This window comes from Colwellia chukchiensis (assembly GCF_002104455.1).
Classification (GTDB): Bacteria; Pseudomonadota; Gammaproteobacteria; order Enterobacterales; family Alteromonadaceae; genus Cognaticolwellia; species Cognaticolwellia chukchiensis.
Map to the genome: position 1 here is coordinate 185,936 of NZ_NBOC01000004.1, position 19,817 is coordinate 205,752.

The following is a 19,817-nucleotide window of genomic DNA, read 5'->3' on the forward strand; positions in this document are numbered from 1 at the left end:
CTTGCTGCTATAACTGGCCGCTAGGTGACTTTTTAAGTATGTTGCTCATATTAGAATAAGTAAACTGAATCTTAGCTGAACAAATGTTAAGAAATTTTTACTGTGGAAGTGTAATGGTAAATTGTGCGCCGTTAAGTTGTTTGGCGCTGGAGATTGCAATGCTGCCTTGGTAGCTTTCAACTAAATCTCTCACAATGGCTAAGCCAATGCCATGACCTTGTTGATAGGTATCTGCTCGCGTACCGCGTTGCATAATCGCTGCGCTTTTGGCTGGGTCAATACCAATACCATCGTCTTGTACAGTAATCAGCAGCTGTTTGTCTTGTTGATAAATATCTAATTGCAGCTGTTTTTTGGCAGCTTTGCAGGCGTTATCTAAAATATTGCCCAATATTTCTAAAAAGTCGGCCTCGTCACCTTTAAAGTTCAAATTTGCTGCTATGTTAACCTTAAAATTTAACGCTTTATCTTGATATATTTTTTCTAAGCTATTGAGGAGTTTACTGACAAGTGGAGCGATCGCCACGCCCAGATACCAAGACGATTGTCCGGCACTTTGTGCTTTACGCAATTGATGCTCAATGATGGCATTAATGGTGGAGAGTTGTTGCTGGGTTAAGGGCGATAAGTTAGCTTGAGTTTGTAATACGGCTAATGGTGTTTTTAAACTGTGGGCAAGATCAGATAAGGCATTACGATAACGTTGTCGTTGTTTTTGCTCAGCACTTAACAGAAGGTTAAGCTGCTCTGTCAGCTGGTTTAGTTCTAAGGGGTAGCTCTGTTTTAAACGGTCAGCCTTGCCTTGCTCCACGTTGCTAAGTTCGTCACCTAGCGTTTTTAAGGGTTTAAGTGTCCAGAGTGACCAAAGGTATTGGATAAACAATAATACCAGCATTAAGCTTGCTAAGCCGAGTATCAGCTGCTGATGAAAGGCGCGCATTACCTCGGTTAAATCATCTTGCTGCTTGATAATATGCAAGGTCATGGTAAAAGGTTGGCTTTCACTACCATAGCTGACGCTTAAGCTGTAAATGAAATGTAATTGAGCGTCTTGCTCTGCTTGATAAAATGCACTTCTTCCTAACTTAGGATATTGCAAAGCTTGCTCAGACCAGGGTGTTAATACCGATTGAGAGCGCCATAAGGTGTTAATGTTTTTTAAGCTATTATTCAAATTGGCTTGGCTGTTACTGTCATGATGGCTAGTTAGCAACGCATATAAACCAGATTGACTGACATTAAACTGGGTTTCTAATAATTGCTCAGGCATTATTAGCGAATCATCTTCAACTTCAATAATAGCTAAAATAGCGTACGAATAAGCCGATAACTCATTTTTAATACTTGCTATCATATGTTTTTCAAAGGCATTAGAAATAATAATCCCCACAATAGGTAGCAGAATAAAAATCATCAATAAAGCACTAAATAGGACTCTATTTTTTAATGAATTTAGCGAGTTTTTCAGCGAGTGGAGCAATGGTAATGACCTTGTGTTAGAGCTGTTGCTTGGTGAAGTCTTTTAACAAGTAGCCCTGACCGCGCAAAGTTTCGATAAATTGGTATTGGTTATCGGGATCGAGCTTTTTTCTTAAACGTCGAATGAATACTTCAATCACATTGGAGTCTAAATCAAAGTCTTGATCATAAATATGCTCGGTTAACTCTGACTTCGACTTTACTTTCCCCACATGGTGCATTAAGTACTCAAATAATTTGTATTCATAGCTACTTAAGGAAACAACTTGTTGTGCCACAGTAACCTGCATGCTCGCGGTATTGATGGCAAATGGGCCATTTTCTATTAGTGGGCTAGCTTGACCGACACTACGGCGAATTAGGGCATTAAGGCGCGCAATTAACTCTTCAATATGAAAAGGCTTAGTCAGGTAGTCATCGGCACCAGCATCGAGTCCAGACACCTTGTCTTGCCAACTTCCTCTAGCAGTAAGTATTAAAATAGGGTAGCTGAAACCTTGCTCTCTTAAGGTTTTTACCACCTGTACTCCATCGATTTTAGGCAGGCCTAAATCAATAATGGCGGCATCGTATGGAAATTCTTGTCCTTGAAATAAGCCCACTTCACCATCGCTTGCAACATCAACGCTGTAGTTTGCTGTCATTAAGTGTGCTTTTACTTGCTGTTGTAAGTTTTCATCATCTTCAATCAGTAATATGCGCATGGGTTAGTATCCTGATACGCGGCCAGACTTCGCGTCAACGATGACGGAAATAACATGACCATTTTTCTTCAGTAGTTTGACTCGATAACTTGGGTTTTGCTTACTGCCGCTGTGATTAACTTTTAAAATTTTACCGCCAAATTTACGCTTGACAAGGCGCGCGGCTTGTTGGGCATTTAATGTTTGGCTGTTACTTGCTTGGCGGTTGGCAACCTCGACAATTATTTGCTGATTAGGCGTAACCTTGAGTGCGGCAACCGCAGGAGTTGCTATTAATGTCACGAGCACGCTTAAAAAAAATAATTGTTTCTTCATATATGGCACCTAGTCAAACCAGCAATGGCAAACAGTGTAAAAGAATGGCGAATGTAAGCCAAGTAAGCTTTGTCTGCTATTAAGTTTAATTTTGATATTTTTATCAATGCTTTTGCAATTTAATAACCCGTAGTGCGTTAACCATGGCACTGATGTTGTTTTTAACGTTAATGAGCTCGTTAACAGCCATCACGGGTAATGCTTTATAGCTTACGCTGCCTAAACTGAATCTAATCTGAACAACGTGGTGCAAGGTTATTGGCGATGCTGCTATTGCTACTATCCTACCTTTATTCGGCAGAAAAAATTATCATTGCGATGTTCAGTTTCGGTTCAGTATCTCGATCGTTAAATAATAGCCATAGAGGATTACGAGGCTATTGATATGTTTAAATATAAAAAAATGAAAACGGTTATCGTTAATTTGAGCGCTGCATTTTGCTTATTGAGCTCGGCTAGTTATGCAAATGCGACAACACAACACAGCCGCTCAATTGCGATGATAAAAAGTCAATCACCGAAGCAAGGCGTCGAACAGCTGTTATTGCAGACGCCGTCATCGAAGACGCGTGCACTGGCTTTTAAGGGCATGAAACGCCAACAGGTTATTGATGCACGCCTATTGCAACCTGAACTTGTAACCAAGTCATCACAGCCTAGCGCCGCAAGCTTAAATTATTATTCTGACTTTGCAATCTACTCAGCCTTTAGTGAGTTGCTTTTTGATCAGGACGACGATGGTTTTTATCAACGTTTTAGTGTGACTTTTGATGCCGATATATTATCGGCCTACCCAAACCAACAAGCCTTGGTCTTTGCCGATTTATATTTAAGTCAAAATGGTGGCCCTTGGTTGTTGTATTTCACCACCGACAGCTTTGCTATCACAGGGCAAGACAGCACTGATGCATTTGAAGTGGTCACTCAGCTTGATACAGGCTATAACACCGACCATTATGACGTTTTAATCGACTTGTATCAGGTCGGTGTTAGTGAGCCAGTAGCAACTTACAGTGCAAATGATACTAATGCGCTTTACGCTTTGCCATTGGAAAGCCGAGATTATGATCCAGAGTATGTGGTTATTGAATATGTTGAGCATTATCAAACGCACAGCGGTGGTATTGGTTTGCTCATGCTGGCCGCCTTGGTACTACTAGCGTTGCGCCGCGCCATTGTGTCACTAACAGTAGTTAATTAATTTTTATTTATAATCAATGTTTTATGTTGTCGCTGGTGACAATGAGAAATAGCAGCAACGCTTGCAATAAATGAATAAAATTTGACCTGATTTCAAGTATCCTGATATGGTGAATGAATAAAAATAATAAAAAATTGATTTATTCATGAGGATTTCTAAATGTCACCAGCTGTCATTGACAAAACCAAAGCCGATATTAAAGCCGCCTACCTAACGGCGGAAGATCTAAAGTTAGCGGCCTCGTTATTATATCAAGCTTATCATGATGACCCCGTTTTCTTGGAGATATTCGCTGCTGAGAAAGTTGATTATGAACAACGCTTGCGCGCGTCAATACGTGAAGAGTTAAATGTATTTTGGCAGGCAAAACAACCCATGATAGGGCTCTACCTTGGCGAAACTATGGTTGGTGTTGCCTGTTTAAATAACCCTGAAGAGGGCGTTTCATCAGAGCGCTTTTGGCATTGGCGTTTAAAAATGTTATTGGGGGCAGGTTATTTTAGTACCAAGCAAATGATAGAAAAAGAAAAAGTGGTGCTAGGGGCTGTGCCGTTACAAAAATTCCACATGTTATCGTTTATTGCCATACATCCACTGCACCAACACCATGGCTTTGGGCATTATTTGATGGCTGCGGTTAATACAATATTAACCGAGCATAAGGATAGTGAAGGCGTGGCTGTTTACGCAACCAGCAAAAAGTATAAAGCGTTTTTTAAAGACGTAAACTACCAGTTCATTCGAGAGGTTGAAGTAGGCAATGTTTCTGGCTCGTTAATGGTTTATTACCGCGACTCACCAGTAAATTAAGTACTTACCGGTGGTTTTGTCATGGATTTCAAGCTTAAATACTTGAGTGACATTAAGGTACATTTTGGCAAGCAGCCCCAATATTGCGTTAACATGTTGATAAAGTTTTAGTTTTAAGAGGCTTAGTGATATTTTAAATGTTTTAAAAGCAATGACTTTTCAGTGTTTAAAATTTAACGTTAAATGTCAGTGAGACAAATTAATGTCTAGAGCAACAGCTAAATTGGAGCTTGATAACTGGCACAATGCAAGTAACCTAGGATTGGCATAATTCACTTATTTTCTATCGCTAGAACGTTTCGCCATAGTTTTATCAAAGAACTTAAAATAGGTGTCTTTATCTTTTTTAGCCGCATACATTGCAATGTCTGCAAATTTTATAATTTCATGACTACTTTCTGAGTCGTCAGGGGAAATAGCCACTCCTATGCTCAGGGCAATTTTTATTTCTTGTCCCTGGATCCTAACAGGTAGTTTTGTCATCTTTAATATATTGGCGACTATTTTTTCTACTTCTGCCACTGTTTTACTGTTTTTTATCAGCACAACAAATTCATCTCCTCCGACACGAAATATGCTATCATCGGAGCGTACAGCGCCTTTAAGACGAGTGGCCACTTCTCTTAATATTGTATCCACTACATCATGTCCTAAAGTGTCATTTAGAATTTTAAAGTCATTCAAGTCTATAAATAAAACAGCTAATTTATTATTAGTTACTAAGGAGTCTTGGATGGCAATTTCAATTTCATTACTCATTTTTGTTCGATTTTTCAAGCCAGTTAACTGGTCGTGATGGGCCTTAAAGTCTAATATTTGGGTTCTTTTATGTATTTGTTCACTCATGTTAAAAAATCTAGACATCAAATAGCCCATTTCATCATTTGCTATAAGGTCTGAAATATCTAAGCGTTCTCCGGCTTCAGTTTTGTGAGTGCTGTCTAACAGTAATTTTAATGGGGTAAACAAATTTTTACTTAAAAATAGGAAAGTTAAAATAGCCAAGAATGTAAACACAATCACCTGAACTATTATCAAAGTATCGATCTTTGCTCGACTCGCTTTGAAGTCTCCATTTCTTTTTTCTAACAAAAGCATTTCATGATTGTTGAACTTAGTCAGGAGGTTTCTAAGTTTGTCCATATACTGCTTACCTTTGTTTTCTTTTACGATAGCGATAGCAGCATTGTTGTCTCCTTTATATTGCAGCAGTTCAATTGTTTGGTTTAATTCAGCAAACTTTACGTCTATCATTTCACTGATTGACGTTAATCGTTTTTGCTGCTCCGGATTGTCTATGGTGAGCTGTTTTAACTTTTGAATATGCGTTTCAGTGTCAGTGAGCCCAGCATAGTAAGGTTGTAAATAAGAAGCATCACTGGTCAATAAAAAACCTCTCTGGCCTGTTTCTGTATCTTTGAGGCTATTTAATAAACGCTCGCTATGATAAATAACCTCATGAGTGTGACTAACCCAGTCCAGTTTGTTTTTTTCATAAACTTTCAACTGAAAAGTAAACAGTGAGTTGCCAATGGCAGTTATAAACAAAAAAGAAATCAACAATAATAGCTTTAAACGTATACCCATTTGAATATTTCCGTTGTAATGGTTGGTTTACTATTTTCAACAAAGTGCTGGTACAAACCCCACTCACTCACTTGGCATAGCGTTTATAATTACGCATTAAGCACAGTTAAATACTAAGTTTTACTTTATCAGCAGGTGACGTGTTTCTCAATATTTATCAGTATCTACACACAACCCATATTCCCAAGTGACCGAATAAGCCAAGTCACTGTAAGACATGTCTCACAGTGCTGTAAGATAAGAAGCAAGTGATTACTGAAGATAGCCAGTACTTAATGTTTAACTTGTTGATTTTTATTGGTAATTTTGTTTTTGGTAGGTTTAGTTCACTTTTGAGGAATAATAAAGTCTTTAGTCACTGCTTTGAAAATGTTCCTGTTGAGCTATGATTACAACTGTCAGGAAGACAAAGGGATTGCGAATAGGGATTATTCATTATAGCGGTAAGGAATTACCGGCAAGGATGCTAAAGGACGCTTAGTTTAGCAAAGAGATAGGATATCTTATAAGGATAGCAAGGAAGCATTGTCAAGGAACGCTAGTCAGGAAGATGAGGACAGACAATTGATGTAGCCGGCGTGGCTATTGTGAAGGATAACGAGGACAGCAAATGATTTGCTAGGAAAGGCTAAGGACAGCTCTTTATGGATGAAGCGGGATCATTATTTTGTTATGCAGGATGCATATAAGCTAGTTAGAGAAATGCGATTCAACTGAATCGCATTTTTTTTATCTCAATAAAGCAAAATGCTAATCGACTAGCTAGCCAAGCATACCATTGAAATACGCTGCGTTATAACTAGCGGCAACAGTCTACTTCACCTTAAATCAGTGTTACTCAAGCTAGGCAAATCCAAAACTTTTCAATCTCTTAGCAGCCGAACAAGCAAGCTTTGAAGGCAAATCGCTTAAGTCAGTGCCATTAAAGGTCAGCGTTTAACACAGAGTCGTCAAGCTCTGCTTAGCACAATTTTATTTGCTTTCATGGCTGTTTATTAATAGTCGATTAAGTTGGCATAAAAATTTGATTTGCCCAGCGTTGCTTGGCTGCCTTTTAATGAAAAGTCAAAGCCACATAATGAAAATTTATTTTTAAAGGCAATATTTTTAACTAATGCTTTAGTATCTAAGGGCGAAAAATAAGCGTAATAGCCGCTTTCTTTCACGGATACACGCATGCTTCTAATTTTCTTCGCATTATTAAAGGCGATGTGCTCACAACTTCTATCACCTTGAGCACTTGCCAGCGACCAGAGTTCTGGCTTATCAGTTACATTGGCTTGCCAGTGGATCACGAGTGCGTTATTGCCATCAAACATTAAAGTAAAGTTATCGGGCAATGTTAAACGATGTTGATACGGGGTAATGTCAGGTTGAGGCGCAATGTCTTCTGTTGCTAGCGCATTGGGTAGTTCATTGGCGTCAGTGGTGGGCTTAAAATATAAAGCCAGTGCTAGTATTGTGATAAATACTAGGCTAAAGCTGACTAGCAATATACGGAAATTCTTGGGGGTTAATAGCGTCAACCTTATGGTCTCTGCTATATCTTTTTGCCTTGCTTGATTGGCTTGGCGCTCAGGCTGAACTGTCGTTTGTGCTTGTTCCGTAATAACTTGCGCTGCTTGCTGCGAAGTTGCGCCATGTAACGTTGGCTCAATACGTTGGCGGCTTCGAACCTTGTCTTTTTTTGCTACTTGAAACTCGCTTAAATCAACGGGGCCGGCGTAACCAAGTATAAAGTGGCTTTTACTGCGACTTGGGTAAGTCATAAGTAGCATCACCATAAGCAATGGCAGAATGAACAAACCATAACTAATGGCATGTTTGAGAAAAATCGCTATTATTGCGACCAAAACAAAGCCAGCCGTTGGCACTAAGGTCCACTTTTTCTCAAGTTTGGCATCATTAAGCCGGCGTCGAGTCGATGCTAAGGTGATAACTGACAAGAACAACAGAAAAATAATGGCGCTGCTAGTAAAGCTTTTTAAGCTTTCATTAAAAATAATAAACGCTAAAAAACAGCTAAGGGTAATCAAGACAAATCGTCGGCGATTATCTAAACCTTGCCAACAAAAAAGTGACTTAATAAATTGCACAAAACCTCCTGGAAATAAGTTTTTCCGGTGTAAAAACAAACTCGAAATTTATGGGTAAATTTGCTTAGAGCGCGCAAAGAGTAACTAATTTCACCGCTAAAGTCAGTGAATAGCTGTAAATATTTTACCGGCACAGTGGGCAGGTAAATAGCCGGTAAAAATCGTCCTCAAAGATCGACACGCCCTAAGCAAAGTAACGGGGGGTATATCCCGATAGTGATGAAAGTTGCTATAAGTATGACGGCGTATTAGCCGGCTTTAAATAGACAAATAACACACTAACTTACTCGGTAAGGCGGCATTTCAATGTTATCGAGCTTATAGCCACGTAATGTCATGATGCCATGGTAGCTTGATTCACCGTCACCACTAAATTCAATATCAAATTGGCTCAACCAATGTGGACCAAAGCGCTTAGAAAAACGTAAGCGACTCGAGCGACGTGCTATTGCTAAAAACTGTAGATTTTCTTGCTGGCAGTATTTATCGGCGTGAGATCTTGCATATTCTGCCACCTTGCGCAGATAAACAAAATACCAAAACACTAAGCCAATAATGAGTAAATAATAGATGTTTTCCATGTCTTTGCCTATGGTTGAAACAGTGTGCCAATGGCCTGACTTAAGTCAGAGCTGCGTTTTGGAGAGCGAATTGCTTGTAAGAGTAAAGGGCGGATTGTAGGTATGGCGACCAAGTCTTTAAACACAGCAGGAAATAACGCTTTATCTGACGTCACGGCTAATAACTCTATATAGCGCAATAACCTTGGCGGGTTTGTTAATATGGGCCATAATCGCCCTGCAATAATGATCAGGATATCCGCAGATAGTGTGGTTTTGTCGAGTAAATCATCAAGTAAGGTTTGAGTGGTTGTAAGTTGCGTGCTTGATGCTAGTGCGCGTAATAGTGCGGTCGCTTTAACGCTTTGCTTAGCTTGATATGCGGTTGTAAAGCAAGTAGCCAATTGCTGAGCAAGCGCATCTGGCAATGCGATATTTTCTAACGCTGTGCACAAAGGCACCAAAACCTGCTCTGGTAGTGACTCTAGCGCCGAGACTAGTATGTCGCTCTGGTTATCGTCATTTAAACGATAGGCAAAATCGGTTAAACCTTGCACGCCAATATTTTGCCATGCATGCCAGCCATTGGCACCTGTTAGGTATTCTTTCACGGGTTGGTAATATTTACTTGCAGGGCGCGCTAAACTCTGGGCAACAGCGCTGTTGATGGCGGCGAGTTTGTATTGTGCGGGCGTAAAGTGATAAGGATTTTTTTTCAGCAGCGCATCTTGCTGTTCACTTGGGTCTACTGAAAGATCTTCACCAAGGGCTTCTATAATAATCGCAATAAAATGGTTTCTTGCTCCTTGGTTCAGTAAGCCTTGTTCATCGAGCGGTAGTTTTACAAACCATAAAAAAGGCGCAGCTACAACGTTTTGCCAAAACACCACCGCAAACATAGCATGCCCTTGAATCGGGTATGGGTAGGGGAGCTGAGCCGCTTCAATTTCGGCAAATTGTTCATTACTGATGTGATCGACTCGACGTCCAATATCGTAGATGCGATATTGTGAACCAGACAAATTAAGTAATGCTGAAATTGAATCAATGGTGTTTGTAGGCGCTGTGCTCATATAATAATTCTACCGCTAATACTCAGTTGTTGTGATAAGTGCATATGGCGCGTTATTATAGGGTCAATGACGGGTGAACTCCATTCTTTATCGCATTAAGTAGCCAGTACACAGTGCCCGCTGTAAGTTTGTTTTTATTTAGCTATGGTTTTCTGCTTAATCGAGGCAATTGTTAACACACTAAGACGTAATCACAGATATGACCATGAATAATGCCGGTGCGGTAATTACCGACAAGCCATATTTAAATATTTTATACCAAGATGAGTACCTTGTAGCCGTTGATAAGCCGGCAGGGCTCTTTGTGCATCGTAGCTTTATGGATAAAGACGAGATTTATTTTGCCCTGCAATTGGTGCGTGATCAAATAGGGCAATATGTTTACCCTTTACACCGTTTAGACAGACCAACTTCTGGCGTTTTACTGTTTGCCTTAACGCAAGAGTGCGCGCGTTTAATGGGGCAAAAATTTACTGAACAAGAGATTGTTAAAACCTACTATGCGTTAACTCGTGGCCATTTGCTCACTGACGGCATTATTGACCACCCGCTAAAAGAAAAGCTTGATGAGTTAGGGGATAAAAATGTTAACCCTGATAAAGCACCGCAAAGTGCGCAAACTGTATATCACTCAATGGCAAGTGCCACTATACCTCAGCCTTTAGGTAGATATCCTAGCGTGCGCTACTCGTTAATTAAGTGTCAGCCTAAAACTGGGCGTAGACACCAAATTCGCCGCCATTTAGCGCATTTACGTCACCCAATCATCGGAGATATTAACTATGGTGACAATAAACAAAACCCATTTTTTGCCCAACACTTTGCTTTTAAACGTTTAATGTTAATGGCAAAGCAAGTTGACTTTATTCATCCTATCACCAAAAAAGCGGTCACTATTCACGCTGACTTTGATCAGCAATGGCAACAAGTGTTTACTGAATTTTCTTGGTCGAACGATGTGTTTAGCTCGCCATAGCCTTTGGCAAAACGGTTGAGCTTTTATTTTTACTGTGGTTATTTAGGGCCGCTGATTTGTACGGAGTTGAAGTCTTGTGCAATTAACGCGCTGTAATGGTGCGCTACAGACTTAGTTGCGGTTGCTTGCTGTTTCGGGCCCTTGATACTGATCGCATGCACAAAATAAGGTGATTGCAACTGCGCGCGCTGGCGTGCAAATGCCAGCATCATTTGTTGGTCTTGGCTAATGGGGCGGTTTAATAAACTTAACATTAAATGATGATCAGAAATTAGTGCTTTCTTTTTCACCATACCCTGTGGGCTTGTGCTACAGGCGCAGAGTACAGTCATTAAAATAAGAGTAAGCAAAAGAGGTAAAGTTTTCATAATACGGCTAACAATTAACGAGTCTTGTTACTTCTATCGCAAAGGCTATGCCAAGTATTATTTTGGCTAAGTTAACTGAGTGGTATTTGAGCTAAATTATCACGCTAAGCGTCTGATTTTAAAATGATATAAAGAATGATTTCGGACCTTGTAAGCCTTAAGAAAAGAACGTTAAACCGTGATTAAATGGTTGAAAGCAAAGGGGAGAGTTCTCTATCGTGCTAAGTGTCAAAAAACTAACACTACGTTAAGGTGCTTGATATTAGCGCAGAAAAAGCATCGCCTAATATCAGCGGACATAAGGCGATAGCGGCTATAGCTTTATCAGGTTAATGATTAATACTATTCTTCAGATACAGAACGCAACAGGGCATTAATGCCAACTTTAGCGCGAGTTTTAGCATCGACCTTTTTAACAATTATCGCGGCATATAGGCTGTAGGTGCCACACTTTGATGGTAAGTTACCCGGCACAACCACTGAGCCTGCTGGTACTCTGCCATAATGTGTTTCGCCAGTTTCACGGTCAAATATGCGGGTACTTTGACCGATATAAACGCCCATTGAAATGACAGCGCCTTCTTCAACAATAACCCCTTCGACGATCTCAGAGCGGGCACCGATAAAACAATTATCTTCAATAATGGTTGGGTTCGCTTGTAATGGCTCTAACACACCACCAATACCGACACCGCCTGATAAATGTACATTTTTGCCGATTTGCGCACAAGAGCCCACTGTCGCCCAACCATCAACCATACAACCTTGGTCAACATAAGCGCCAATATTGACAAAGCTAGGCATAACCACCACGTCTTTACCAATAAAGCTGCCTGTGCGCACTGATGCACCTGGTACCACTCTAACGCCATCGGCAATGAAATCTGCTTGGCTATAATTGCTATATTTCATCGGCACTTTGTCGAAAAACTTGCTTTCAGCACCATCAATAACCTCGTTGTCCCAGATGCGAAATGATAATAAAACGGCCTTTTTTAGCCATTGATGCACCACCCATTCACCGGCAACTTTTTCTGCAACCCGCGCAGTGCCGTTATTAAGTGCTGCTAGCGCGTCTAACACCGCTTGCTTGACTTCAGTAGACACGCTGGCTGGGCTAATGTTCATTCGATCTTCGAATGCTTGTTCAATAATACGTTGTAAATCTGACATCGGGAGCTTCCTAAAATTAAGGCTAATATTTATCTGTGACTGTCAGCGCATAGCATAGCAGCTAGTGCCTGCTCTTGCTCTTTTGTTAGCGCTTGGTTGTCACTGTTTGAAATGGTAAATACATCTTCTGCTTTTTCGCCAAAGGTGGTGATTTTAGCTGAGTGTATTTGAATTTTACATTTTTGAAATATGGCAGCAATATTGGCTAAAAGGCCAGGATGATCTAAAGCGACAATCTCTAACATAGTACTGTTCTTTGTAGTGCTTTCGATAAAGCTGACGTGAGTTGGTACTTTAAATTGGCGAAAACGTTTAGCAATAGGCTTTGCTTTAATACGAATTTGTTTAGCGGCAAGCCGGCTTGCTAAAGAGCGAGCAATACTTAATGCTCTGGCACTGTCGTTAATGGCTTTATTGCGATTGTCGAGCACAACAAAGGTATTGGCAGTATAACCTGATTTGTTGGTGGTTATTTTCGCGTCATGTATTGACAGTTTTTTTGCCCCCAACAAAGAAACAATATTGAAAAAAATGTTAGGTTTATCTTTGGTATAAACAAACACTTCGGTACCGCCACGATATGGCTTAGGGCTAATAATCACCAAAGGTTTTGTTTTATCATGCGCTAATATATGTCGAAAGTGCCAGGCAATTTGCTCAGGCGCATAACGTAAAAAATAATCGGCTTTAAACTCTTTCCATAACTGCGTTAAATGCGCTTGATCAACATGCTCTTGTTGGAGAATTTCACGCGCTTGTTGTTGGTTTTCTCTAATTTTTGCTCTTAAATCTACGGGCTTTTCTAAACCGCGCCTAAATGCTCGTTTAGTGCTGTAGTATAAGTCTTCTAATAAATTGGCTTTCCAACTGTTCCATAAGCTTTCATTGGTTGCGCGCATATCGGCAACAGTGAGACAATATAAATAATCAAGGTGAGCTTCGTCACGAACAACCTCTGCGAACGCTTTAATCACTTCTGGATCTGAGATATCGCGTCGCTGTGCCGTCACCGACATTAATAAATGTTTTTTTACTAACCAAGCAATCATGCGACCATCATGATCGCTTAGTTTATGTACCTTGGCAAAGTCTAAAGCATCGATGGCACCAAGCTTGGCATGATCGCCGCCACGGCCTTTGGCGATATCGTGAAAAATACCCGCAAAATATAATAACTCAGGTTTGCGAATTCGCTGGACAATCTTGCTACACAAAGGGTATTCATGATTGTAACGTGGCTGACTAAAGCGATATAAATTTTTCAATAGTCGGTAGCTGTGCTCATCAACAGAGTAAGCGTGAAATAAGTCAAATTGCATTTGTCCGACAATATTGCGCCAAAGGGGTAAGTATGCGCCAATAATGGAGTGGCGATGCATTAAGGTAAATGGCAGGCCTAAGCCTCGTGGGTGCTTAATTAAAGCAATAAATATTTCACGGCAGCGCTCATAGTCGACCATACCTGATACTAAGCGGCGGCGAGCGTTACGCATTAAGCGCAAGGTTTCAGGGTGTAAGTCGGTAATTTCTTTGTGCTGGGCGATCAGTAAAAACATTTCCATGATCATGGTCGAGCGCGTGAAGACACGCTTATTACAAACCTTTATTTGGCCATCAATAATGACAAAGTCGTCATTGAGCACAATTTCTTTACTGTGCTTCTTTTCATTTAAGATGGCATATTCAAAGTGCTGTAATAGCATACGATTAAGCTCTGAAACGCGGGAAATAATCCGGAAAAAACGCTTCATCATGCGTTCAATCGCTAGCTTGCCACCGTCACCAAAGCCCATGATTTCAGCAACATCGGCTTGATAGTCGAACAATAGGCGGTTTTCATTTCGCCCGGCAATAAAGTGCAAAGCACAGCGCATACGCCAGAGATAATCTTGACACTCTAGCAGCTCAAAAAACTCATTACTGGTTAAGTAGTGATGGTCAATAAGTTGCTCTAGGGTATCCGCCATGAAGTGACGTTTGGCGACCCAGGCAATGGTTTGGATATCACGCAGCCCGCCTGGATTGGATTTAAGGTTTGGCTCTAGCGTATAAGACGCACCATGATATTGCTGGTGTCGTTGATATTGTTCATCGCGCTTGGCGATAAAAAATTTCTCAGAGGTCCAAAAAATATCTTCAATTAACAGTGGCTGCAATTGCGCTACTAAGGCTTGATTTCCACAAATTTGCCGCATTTCTAGTAAGTTAGTGGCGATGGTGACATCGTCAATGGCTTGATTCAGACACTCTTTGATACTGCGCACGCTGTGGCCTATATCAAGCTTGACATCCCAGAGCTGGGTAATAAAGGCGGATATTTTTTCTGCTAATTCGTCGGCAATTTCATCTTGGGTGAGTAATAAAATATCAACATCAGAGTAGGGATGTAACTCACGTCGGCCATAGCCACCAACCGCCACTAAGCTAATTTGATATTCATCTAAGTGATGTTGACACCAAAGTTTTGTTAATGTCAGGTCGACATAATGAGCCCTTGCTGCGACCAGCGAAGTCACTTCACTGACCGGGAACTGCGCTTGTTGCCATTGTAAAAACTCTTGATTAAGGACGCATATTTGCGCACTGCTTAATGGCGGCGCACTAACAGCGAGAGCGTCGCTGTACCGCTGTGGAATTAACGATAATATATTCAACGATTGGCTCTCATTTGTGGCTATTTCACTCTTATTGACATCAACAATAATCTAGTTATATTTAGTTATGAAGCATGCGTGGGATAGTATCATCTTTTCGTAATGTTAATACTTCACAACCGGTTTTTGTGACCACCACAGTGTGTTCCCATTGCGCTGACTTTTTACCATCTATAGTATAAACCGTCCAATTATCTTCTTTATCAAGTACAGTATTGGCTCGACCTAAGTTAATCATAGGTTCAACAGTAAAACACATTCCTTCGAGCATCTTTTCTTTGTCATTATTTTTATAATGAACAATTTGCGGCTCTTCATGGAATTCTTTACCTATGCCATGACCACAGTATTCTTTGACAATAGAGTAACGACCTGATTTTTTAATAAACTTTTGAATTGCCGTGCCTATTTCTCCAAAGCTATTACCCGGTTTTACCTTTTTCAAACCGACATAAAGCGCCTCTTGGGTAATCCGGCATAAGCGATTATCTTCGGGTGACGTTTCACCAATTAAAAACATTTTACTGGTATCGCCATGAAAACCATCTTTGATCACGGTAATGTCAATATTGATGATATCGCCGTCAACTAATGGTTCATCGTTAGGAATTCCGTGACAAACAACATGGTTGACTGAGGTACAAATAGACTTTGGAAATCCGTGGTAATTTAATGGTGCCGAGATCGCCTCTTGTACTTGCTCTGTGTACTTAGCGCAAATATCATTAAGCTCATTTGTTGTCACACCTGCTTTGACATAAGGTGCTATCATTTCCAATACCTCGGCAGCAAGTTTACCTGCCACTCGCATTTTTTCTATTTCTTGCTGATTTTTAATCGTAATTGTCATAAAACCTCAAATGTAGCTGTGACTATTTTTTCAAAAGCAAAGCTTTGTCAGCACTTGATACCTGTCATGATAACGTCATCACAGTGTTAACTGACATAACTCTTTATTGCCGCTGATTTTACCTGCTTTTCAAGCTGTTGCCTAATGCTAAAAATCAACAGGTTTTATTGCAGTGTCGCTGATATTAACCAAAGAACAACATAGACCATGTTAATCTGGCTTATCTAGCATGCTTAACCATGTGATAGCGCCAATGGGTGCTCAAGATGTTGCACTGAGCTTTTCTAACTCTAACTTGACGGCATCGACGATGGCGTTAGGGTTACTAATATACAGGTTATGATTTAATAACACTAAATTGTCGTTATAAGCCAAAAGTAATGCGGGAATCGCTTGTGTACCGATTAACTCTTGCAGTGCATAGGTATCATGAATGGCAAACTCAGCGTCTTTGGTGAGTTTTTCTGCGCGCAGGCATTTTGCTGGCGGTGACAGCTTTAACTCGTTAATAATATTGTCGATATCTTCTTTGCTCGTCAGTGGGTTGCCTGATACGAAATGTGCATGTTGTAGTTTTTGCAATAACGACAGGCTCGACTTGGCCGACTTATTTTGAACCCAAGACATCAAATTAGCGACTAAAGTAGAGTCTTTATTCTCGTTTAGCGTTGCCATATAGTTAGCACCAAACGGCACTTGGCTTAACTCTTTGACCGCGGTAATCGTGGTGGGTGATACATTATTATCACCGTCATAATAAGCTAGGTGCATGCCTCTGAATGTTATTGAAGGAAAAGCAGTTAATACTTTTTCAACTAATGTTGTAGCAGCATAGCTCCAAGGGCAATGACTGTCATAAATATAAAAGAGTTCTGCATTGGCTGTATTAAAGGACATGATATTTCTAACATAATGAAAAAAGTGTGCGGCAATTTTAACGCGCTGAAAATAAACTTCCTAGCCTTAAACAAAATAAATTATTATTACTTGGCTCCTGGTGCAAAAAACTAGCTAATTACCGCTAATTGTGGTATAAAGTGCGCCGTTAAATTGTTCGCTCAAATCATTTGTGTGATTTTTCGGGTTTATTTAACACCCAGGGTATTGAAATAATTCAATACATTCAAACTAAACTCACATACATCTAACAAAGATATACCGGGGTGCTCAGCGATTTTAGCACAACTTAAGTCGCAATAAGGGTCGTGTATATTGGGTGTATGAACGCTTAACCCCATAATAAAGGAAAAAACATGCCAAACGTTTCTATGCGCGATATGCTTAAAGCCGGTGTTCACTTCGGTCACAAAACCCGTTACTGGAACCCAAAAATGAAATCATACATTTTTGGTGCTCGTGACAAAGTGCATATCATTAACCTTGAACAAACTGTTCCTATGTTTAACGAAGCACTTGCAGTATTAAGCAATGTATCTTCGAAAAAAGGTAAGGTTTTATTTGTTGGTACTAAACGCGCCGCAAGCGATGCTGTTAAAGAAGCAGCAATAAAATGTGATCAATTCTACGTTAACCACCGTTGGTTAGGTGGTATGTTGACAAACTGGAAAACCGTTCGTCAATCAATCAAACGTTTAAAAGATCTTGAAGTACAAAGCTCAGACGGTACGTTTGAAGCGCTTACTAAAAAAGAAGCGTTAATGCGTACTCGCGAAATGGAAAAGCTTGAAAAAAGCCTTGGTGGTATTAAAAACATGGGTGGTTTACCTGACGTTTTATTTATCATTGATGCTGATCACGAGCACATCTCTATTAAAGAAGCTAACAACTTAGGCATTCCAGTAATTTCTGTTGTTGATACTAACTCAAATCCAGATGGCGTTGACTACATCGTTCCAGGTAACGATGATGCGATTCGTGCTGTGACTTTATACTTAGATTCAGCGGCTAATGCTGTTATTTCAGGCCGTGAGCAAAACATTGCTGTACAAGCTGAAAAAGACGGTTTTGTTGAAACTGAATAATTCAGTTTAACGAACGTTTTATGTTGCAATTACCACAATGTTAAGGCGTTGTGGTAATTACTGAACCCTATTTATATCGAGGAAAAATTCATGGCAATTACTGCTGCACAAGTTAAAGAATTACGTGAACGCACAGCTGCGGGCATGATGGATTGTAAAAAAGCTTTACAAGAAGCCAATGGCGATATGGAACTTGCGATTGAAAATATGCGTAAGTCTGGCCAAGCAAAAGCTGCTAAAAAAGCGGGTAATATTGCGGCTGAAGGTACTATTTTAATTAAAACAGGCGCAGGTGTTGCTGCTTTAGTTGAAGTTAACTGTCAAACAGATTTCGTTGCTAAAGACGACAACTTCTTAGCATTTGCTAATGAAGTAGCCGATGCTGCTTTAGCGTCTAAAGTAATTATCGAAGAGTTACAAGCTCAATTCGAAGAAAAGCGTATTGCGTTAGTAACCAAAATCGGTGAAAACATTAATGTACGTCGTGTTGAATACATTGAAGGCGCAGCATTAGCTTCATACCGCCACGGCGCTACCATTGGTGTTGTAGTTGCTGGTGAAGGTGACGCTGAAGCACTTAAGCATATTGCAATGCACGTTGCTGCAAGTAAGCCAGAGTACATCAACCCTGAAGATGTACCTGCTGACGTTGTTGAAAAAGAGAAAGCGATTCAAATCGATATCGCCATGAATGAAGGCAAGCCACAAGAAATCGCAGAAAAAATGGTTTCGGGTCGTATGAAGAAATTTACCGGTGAAGTTTCTTTAACAGGTCAAGCATTCATTATGGAACCTAAGAAAACCGTTGGTGTTATCTTAAAAGAGAAAGGCATTTCAGTGTCTAACTTTATTCGTCTTGAAGTAGGCGAAGGTATCGAGAAGAAAGAAGAAGATTTTGCTGCTGAAGTTGAAGCACAAATTGCGGCTGCTAAATCTTAATTTATTGCTGAATTGATAAAGCACTAGCAAACATAATTAAAAAAGCGCTTAACGGCGCTTTTTTATTGTCAAATATTTACGCCGCAACTGTCTACACAAGCTTTGCTTAGTGGCCAAGCACTAGAATAATAATGTGCTAACATGGCTAGAAACACTTAAGAAAAAGCGCAAAGTAGCGACAACAGCAGACTTTTTTCATATTAGGCTTTCGAACCTTTGTTAAACGTATTAAAATAACCAAGGTCATTCAGACCTAGGTGATTTTATTTAAATTTAAAAATTCTTAAGGAATGTTTATTACATGAGCATCAACCCCAAACCAAGGTATCGTCGAATCCTTTTAAAACTTAGTGGTGAAGCCCTTATGGGTGAAGAAGGTTTTGGCATAGATCCAAAAGTATTGGATCGAATGGCACAAGAAATTAAAGAATTAATCGAAATGGGCATTCAAGTCGGCTTGGTTATTGGCGGGGGGAATCTGTTTCGTGGTAAAGGTTTAGCAGAAGCGGGCATGAATCGGGTTGTTGGTGACCAAATGGGGATGTTAGCTACGGTCATGAATGGCTTAGCGATGCGCGATGCCTTACACCGTGCATTTGTGAATACGCGCTTAATGTCTGCGATAGACTTAGCAGGTGTCTGCGATCGATACAACTGGGCAGAAGCCATTAGCTTACTGAAATCAGGTCGCGTGGTAATCTTTAGTGCCGGCACAGGTAATCCGTTTTTTACCACAGACTCAGCAGCCTGTTTGCGTGGCATCGAAATTGAAGCCGATGTGGTATTAAAAGCGACAAAAGTTGATGGCATCTATTCAGAAGATCCGGTTGCCAATCCTGATGCAACTCTTTATAACCATTTGAGTTATCAAGAAGTTTTAGAAAAAGAATTGAAAGTGATGGATTTAGCAGCCTTTACATTGGCACGCGATCATAGCATGACGTTAAAGGTATTTAACATGAATAAGCCTGGTGCGTTAAAGTCGGTTGTGATGGGCGGCGAAGAAGGTACTACAATCGATCATGCAGAAAATTTAACTTAATAAGTGCA

The 19,817-nt window shown here is 40.3% G+C and carries 18 protein-coding genes; 6 read left to right on the plus strand and 12 right to left on the minus strand.

Features of this window, described 5'->3' with window-relative positions; all coding sequences use genetic code 11:
• Positions 1–97: 97 nt before the first annotated feature.
• The 3 genes from B6K83_RS07290 to B6K83_RS07300 all read right to left on the minus strand — a co-directional run bounded on the left by B6K83_RS07290 (position 98) and on the right by B6K83_RS07300 (position 2,498).
• The gene (locus tag B6K83_RS07290; RefSeq protein WP_085284256.1) at positions 98–1,414 is read right to left on the minus strand and encodes an ATP-binding protein; all 1,317 of its coding nucleotides are present in this window, start codon (positions 1,412–1,414) and stop codon (positions 98–100) included.
• An 82-nt stretch (positions 1,415–1,496) separates the two neighbouring features.
• Entirely contained in the window at positions 1,497–2,183 is a 687-nt protein-coding gene (locus B6K83_RS07295; protein WP_085284257.1) for a response regulator transcription factor, read from the minus strand.
• Positions 2,184–2,186: 3 nt separating this feature from the next.
• Positions 2,187–2,498: a PepSY domain-containing protein gene (locus B6K83_RS07300; RefSeq protein ID WP_139175503.1), complete on the minus strand. Its 312-nt coding sequence runs from the start codon at positions 2,496–2,498 to the stop codon at positions 2,187–2,189.
• Positions 2,499–2,883: 385 nt separating this feature from the next.
• On the opposite strand from B6K83_RS07300, the gene B6K83_RS07305 reads away from it, so the two are divergent.
• The gene (locus tag B6K83_RS07305) at positions 2,884–3,699 is read left to right on the plus strand and encodes a choice-of-anchor H family protein (RefSeq protein WP_085284258.1); all 816 of its coding nucleotides are present in this window, start codon (positions 2,884–2,886) and stop codon (positions 3,697–3,699) included.
• A 159-nt stretch (positions 3,700–3,858) separates the two neighbouring features.
• On the plus strand, positions 3,859–4,509 hold the full coding sequence (locus B6K83_RS07310; protein WP_085284259.1) for a GNAT family N-acetyltransferase: 651 nt from the start codon (positions 3,859–3,861) through the stop codon (positions 4,507–4,509).
• 276 nt (positions 4,510–4,785) lie between these two features.
• Here B6K83_RS07310 and B6K83_RS07315 read toward each other — a convergent pair whose 3' ends face one another.
• The 4 genes from B6K83_RS07315 to B6K83_RS07330 form a co-directional block, all read right to left on the minus strand.
• Positions 4,786–6,096: a diguanylate cyclase domain-containing protein gene (locus B6K83_RS07315; RefSeq protein ID WP_085284260.1), complete on the minus strand. Its 1,311-nt coding sequence runs from the start codon at positions 6,094–6,096 to the stop codon at positions 4,786–4,788.
• Positions 6,097–7,091: 995 nt separating this feature from the next.
• Positions 7,092–8,192, minus strand: a complete 1,101-nt coding sequence (locus B6K83_RS07320; RefSeq protein ID WP_085284261.1) for a hypothetical protein — start codon at positions 8,190–8,192, stop codon at positions 7,092–7,094.
• Positions 8,193–8,470: 278 nt separating this feature from the next.
• Positions 8,471–8,773, minus strand: a complete 303-nt coding sequence (locus tag B6K83_RS07325) for a DUF3301 domain-containing protein (RefSeq protein ID WP_085284262.1) — start codon at positions 8,771–8,773, stop codon at positions 8,471–8,473.
• An 8-nt stretch (positions 8,774–8,781) separates the two neighbouring features.
• Positions 8,782–9,825 (minus strand): DUF3549 family protein, encoded by a 1,044-nt coding sequence (locus B6K83_RS07330; RefSeq protein ID WP_085284263.1) that lies wholly within the window; start codon positions 9,823–9,825, stop codon positions 8,782–8,784.
• Between the two features lie 199 nt (positions 9,826–10,024).
• On the opposite strand from B6K83_RS07330, the gene truC reads away from it, so the two are divergent.
• Complete coding sequence (gene truC, locus B6K83_RS07335) at positions 10,025–10,801, plus strand: tRNA pseudouridine(65) synthase TruC (RefSeq protein WP_233143844.1); 777 nt, start codon at positions 10,025–10,027, stop codon at positions 10,799–10,801.
• A 38-nt stretch (positions 10,802–10,839) separates the two neighbouring features.
• On the opposite strand, the gene B6K83_RS07340 is transcribed toward truC, so the two are convergent.
• The 5 genes from B6K83_RS07340 to B6K83_RS07360 form a co-directional block, all read right to left on the minus strand.
• Positions 10,840–11,169, minus strand: a complete 330-nt coding sequence (locus tag B6K83_RS07340; protein WP_139175502.1) for a hypothetical protein — start codon at positions 11,167–11,169, stop codon at positions 10,840–10,842.
• Positions 11,170–11,511: 342 nt separating this feature from the next.
• On the minus strand, positions 11,512–12,342 hold the full coding sequence (dapD, locus tag B6K83_RS07345) for a 2,3,4,5-tetrahydropyridine-2,6-dicarboxylate N-succinyltransferase (protein ID WP_085284265.1): 831 nt from the start codon (positions 12,340–12,342) through the stop codon (positions 11,512–11,514).
• A gap of 29 nt (positions 12,343–12,371) precedes the next feature.
• Positions 12,372–14,996, minus strand: a complete 2,625-nt coding sequence (glnD, locus tag B6K83_RS07350; protein ID WP_233143845.1) for a [protein-PII] uridylyltransferase — start codon at positions 14,994–14,996, stop codon at positions 12,372–12,374.
• 61 nt (positions 14,997–15,057) lie between these two features.
• Positions 15,058–15,846 carry a type I methionyl aminopeptidase gene (gene map / locus B6K83_RS07355; RefSeq protein ID WP_085284267.1) on the minus strand — a complete coding sequence of 263 codons (789 nt, stop codon included), beginning with the start codon at positions 15,844–15,846 and terminating at the stop codon, positions 15,058–15,060.
• A 261-nt stretch (positions 15,847–16,107) separates the two neighbouring features.
• Complete coding sequence (locus B6K83_RS07360; RefSeq protein WP_085284268.1) at positions 16,108–16,743, minus strand: hypothetical protein; 636 nt, start codon at positions 16,741–16,743, stop codon at positions 16,108–16,110.
• A 356-nt stretch (positions 16,744–17,099) separates the two neighbouring features.
• Between B6K83_RS07360 and rpsB the strand changes: the two genes are divergently transcribed.
• The 3 genes from rpsB to pyrH all read left to right on the plus strand — a co-directional run bounded on the left by rpsB (position 17,100) and on the right by pyrH (position 19,809).
• On the plus strand, positions 17,100–17,828 hold the full coding sequence (gene rpsB / locus B6K83_RS07365) for a 30S ribosomal protein S2 (RefSeq protein ID WP_085284269.1): 729 nt from the start codon (positions 17,100–17,102) through the stop codon (positions 17,826–17,828).
• Positions 17,829–17,918: 90 nt separating this feature from the next.
• Positions 17,919–18,767, plus strand: coding sequence for a translation elongation factor Ts (tsf, locus tag B6K83_RS07370; RefSeq protein ID WP_085284270.1), 849 nt, complete (start codon positions 17,919–17,921; stop codon positions 18,765–18,767).
• Positions 18,768–19,068: 301 nt separating this feature from the next.
• The gene (gene pyrH, locus B6K83_RS07375; RefSeq protein ID WP_085284271.1) at positions 19,069–19,809 is read left to right on the plus strand and encodes a UMP kinase; all 741 of its coding nucleotides are present in this window, start codon (positions 19,069–19,071) and stop codon (positions 19,807–19,809) included.
• Positions 19,810–19,817: the final 8 nt, after the last annotated feature.